This is a genomic window from Microcoleus sp. PH2017_12_PCY_D_A (genome assembly GCF_020738565.1).
Taxonomy (GTDB): Bacteria; Cyanobacteriota; Cyanobacteriia; order Cyanobacteriales; family Microcoleaceae; genus Microcoleus.
The window spans coordinates 1-3,354 of record NZ_JAEQCI010000230.1 but is presented as its reverse complement, the minus strand read 5'-3'; the positions used below and the strand labels follow the sequence as shown (position 1 = coordinate 3,354).

Below are 3,354 nucleotides of genomic sequence, written 5' to 3'. Positions count from 1 at the left end.
GACTTTAGTCCTTCTTTTCCTGAGGACTCAAGTCCTCATAATAAAATAGGTTCGTAGTGAGGACTTTAGTCCTTCTTTTCCTGAGGACTCAAGTCCTCACTACGAACCTTTGTTTTACGTGAGAATTTTAGTCCTCTGCTTTTTTTTTGCGGACTAAAGTCCTCACTACGAACCTTTGTTTTACGTGAGAGTTTTAGTCTTCTGATATTTTTGCGGACTAAAGTCCTCACTACGAACCTTGATTTTACGGTATGAGGATTTTGATCCTTCTTTTTCTGCGGACTAAAGTCCTCACTACGAACCTTGATTTTACGGTTCGAGTTTGGCGCGCTGCAAAGCTTGGCGCAAGGTTGCTAAATGGCGCGCATGATCGACTTTCACCAATTTTTGGGAATTGTACAAACTGCGGAACAATTGATTGTTTGCAGGTTCGTTCATTTTCATGAAAGCATTGATAACTCTTTCGCGCATCGGTGCCGGAATGCGATCGTCAATCACAATTCCGTGGGCTGGAACTCCGGGAACTTGTTGCAAAACTCGCAATTTTTTGCCTTCTTCTGCTGTGATCCAAGGCGGCAGCAAAGCGTATTCGGAGACGGCTGCAACTTCTGCTTGACCTCTTAAAACTGCTTGCAAAGCGCTGGTGTAACCGTCGCCGTAGGTAACATTTCCGAAGAAAGTTTCCAGTCTATCCGGTCCTGAAACTAATCCTTGACCTACCAATTCTGAGACGGGAAAAATGAATCCCGAACCGGAAGTTCGAGAGGTGAAAGCCATTTTTTTGCCTTTCAATTGTTCGAGGGTTTGCTTTGCCGAACCTTTGGGGCGCAAAGGACTGTCTTGCCGCACTACAAACACTGAATCGTAGGTGTTTCCGCCGGAATAATCGCTGCGAACTTCTGCTAAATACATCCGCGCTTTGGCTAATTGTTCTGCTTTTAATGCGGCGCGCCCTGCTACAAATGCTACATCGGCTCTGTCAGCCCTCAAAGCTTCTACAGCGGCGGTTTCGTCGCCGATGACTGCATCGACGGGCATTCCGATTTCTTTGGATAGTATTTGCGCTACTTGATTGGCTTTATTTTGCAAGTCTGTAGCATCTCTGCGGTTGGCAAATACGATTCTAATGCGACTTATAGCAGCTTGTGCTGTTAAATCTCGTTGGCGAAGCCCTCGAAGAGGATCGCCCTTTGGTGCTGTTTGCGCGATCGCCTTGTGCCCGAACCCAACTGCATTCGCCGCCAAACCCGCTAGCAGTAACAATCCTGCGCTAGCGCTTGCTAGCACTTTTAACTTGACATTCATTAATCGCTCTCCTGCCTAACCGCCAGTATTTGATAACTTATTGCAATAACCTTGATGTTATTGTAAGGCTCTTTTGGTAATTAGTTGCAGTTATCAAATAATAATAATTTTCAATATGTCCTATGATTAAAAGTGATAATGCTTTGACTCTATGTATGATATAATCCCGCCCAAGCACCCGATGCAGAAAAAATATGACAGCCAACCTTGCCGATGAAAATCCCTTTCCCGTCAGTTTTGCCGACGTTACGGCGGCGGCGAAGCGCTTGCAGGGAAAAGCTTTCAAGACGCCGGTGCTGACGGGAGCAGACTGTCAACAAACAAACCCATTCTCAAGTATTTTTCAAGTGCGAGAACTTTCAGCGGACGGGTTCGTTTAAATTTCGCGGTGCTTGCAATGCTTTGATGCAGCTATCTGAAGCCGAAAAACACAACGGAGTGGTGACTTTTTCTTCGGGAAATCACGGGCAGGCGATCGCCCTTGCCGCACAATTACTCTCCATTCCTGCTACGGTTGTCATGCCGGCAGATGCACCAACAGTCAAGTAAGAAGCGACTCGCGGCTACGGTGCCGAGATTGTTTTGTACGATCGCACTCGCAATTCCCGCGAAGATCTCACCGCCCAAATTGCCGAGGAGCGACACTTGACAATTATTCCTCCTTATGATGACGTGCGGGCGATCGCGGGACAAGGTACGGCGGCGCTGGAATTGATCGCAGAAGTTGGGGAGTTGGATTTGCTGCTGGTTTGCTGCGGCGGCGGTGGTTTGCTGTCGGGATGCGCGATCGCAGCTAAAACTTTGTCTCCGAAGTGTAAAGTAATAGGAGTAGAACCCGAGCAAGCAGATGATGCCGCGCGATCGTTCCGCACCAAAACGCTGCAAACTGTTAGCAACCCGGATACTATTGCTGACGGCGCGCGCACGCCGTCTTTAGGGAAATTGACTTTTCCTTTGGTGCTGCATTATGCGGACGATATGGCAACAGTTTCGGAAGCGCAAATTCGCAATACAATGTTTTTTATGTGGGAGCGGATGAAGATAGTTGTGGAGCCGACGGGAGTGTTAGCTGCGGCTGCTTTGCTCTCAGGAGTTGTACAAGCTGAAAATCAGAGAATTGGTGTGATTGTCAGCGGGGGAAATGTGGATTTGCAGGCAGTTAGTCAGCTTTTTTATTATAGTTAAGTTTGCCAGTTTGTCAGTCAAAAAGTCCGCCAGGGGTTTAAACCCATGTCTCATAGTAAAAGTCCTCTTACATAGGAGGAAAAAGCCTTCTCAATCTTTAGTCCACAAAGCGTGGACTTTAGCTTTGAGACGGGGGTTTAAACCCCCGGCGGACTTTGGGGCTGGTGTCAAATATTTGGGCTGGTGCCGAATATTCGGCCTGCTACCAAATATTAGTATTGATAAATTTGACAAAAATCAATACTTCTCTGATAAAATGCTCCCACAGCAAACTTTGATATCACAGCACAATGTCTTCAGAAACAAACTCAGCGGCTCAATCTACAACCGGTGCAGATGCGATCGATGTGGCGATCGCCTCTGGAATAGACTTTGACGGCACTCCGATTCCGAAAGCAAAATTAGACCTGTACGAGAAAGTAATGGGATTAGAAGCCGGGAGACAGCGCAGCGGCGTCTCAAACACCATGCGATCGCGCATTGTCCGAATAGGAGTCAAACATCTGTCTCAAGCAGAACTCGATCCCATGTTAATTGCTGCTGACTTCGCACCGCTAAAAGACAAAGAAGTTGCCTTTTATTACGGCGCCAAATAAAGAATATTTCATATCTCTTTTATCTTCAACCCTTGCTGTGCGGGTTTCGTCTGACAAGAAGCGGTTTCAACCGCCGTCTCTTATTATTCTTCAACCCGCAGGCGAGTGGGTTTCGTTTGTATAAACTCGGTTTCAAGCGCCGTCTGTTTCTCCCGAATCCTACAAATTTAGGCGTTGCTGAATCAAGATATGAATGCCCCAGGAATGGGAATATCATCAAATTTTAAGTAATGTATTAATAACTTAATAGAATGCTTGAGCATTTCCT

Annotated in this window: 2 protein-coding genes and 1 pseudogene; 2 read left to right on the top strand and 1 reads right to left on the bottom strand. The window is 46.6% G+C overall.

Features of this window, described 5'->3' with window-relative positions; translation table 11 throughout:
- Nucleotides 1–309 precede the first annotated feature (309 nt).
- A complete protein-coding gene (locus tag JGK39_RS33000; protein ID WP_293298989.1) occupies nucleotides 310–1,305 on the bottom strand; it encodes a phosphate/phosphite/phosphonate ABC transporter substrate-binding protein in 996 nt (331 codons plus the stop codon).
- Nucleotides 1,306–1,499: 194 nt separating this feature from the next.
- Between JGK39_RS33000 and JGK39_RS32995 the strand changes: the two are divergent.
- Both JGK39_RS32995 and JGK39_RS32990 read left to right on the top strand, forming a co-directional pair.
- Nucleotides 1,500–2,490, top strand: a pseudogene (locus JGK39_RS32995) (threo-3-hydroxy-L-aspartate ammonia-lyase).
- A gap of 290 nt (nucleotides 2,491–2,780) precedes the next feature.
- Nucleotides 2,781–3,086, top strand: a complete 306-nt coding sequence (locus JGK39_RS32990; protein ID WP_293258973.1) for a DUF4090 family protein — start codon at nucleotides 2,781–2,783, stop codon at nucleotides 3,084–3,086.
- Nucleotides 3,087–3,354 lie beyond the last annotated feature (268 nt).

Bases quoted from the DNA above. Each gene is read 5' to 3' on its own strand.
- JGK39_RS33000 (WP_293298989.1), bottom strand. From the start codon at position 1,305: ATGAATGTCAAGTTAAAAGTGCTAGCAAGCGCTAGCGCAGGATTGTTA.
- JGK39_RS32990 (WP_293258973.1), top strand. From the start codon at position 2,781: ATGTCTTCAGAAACAAACTCAGCGGCTCAATCTACAACCGGTGCAGAT.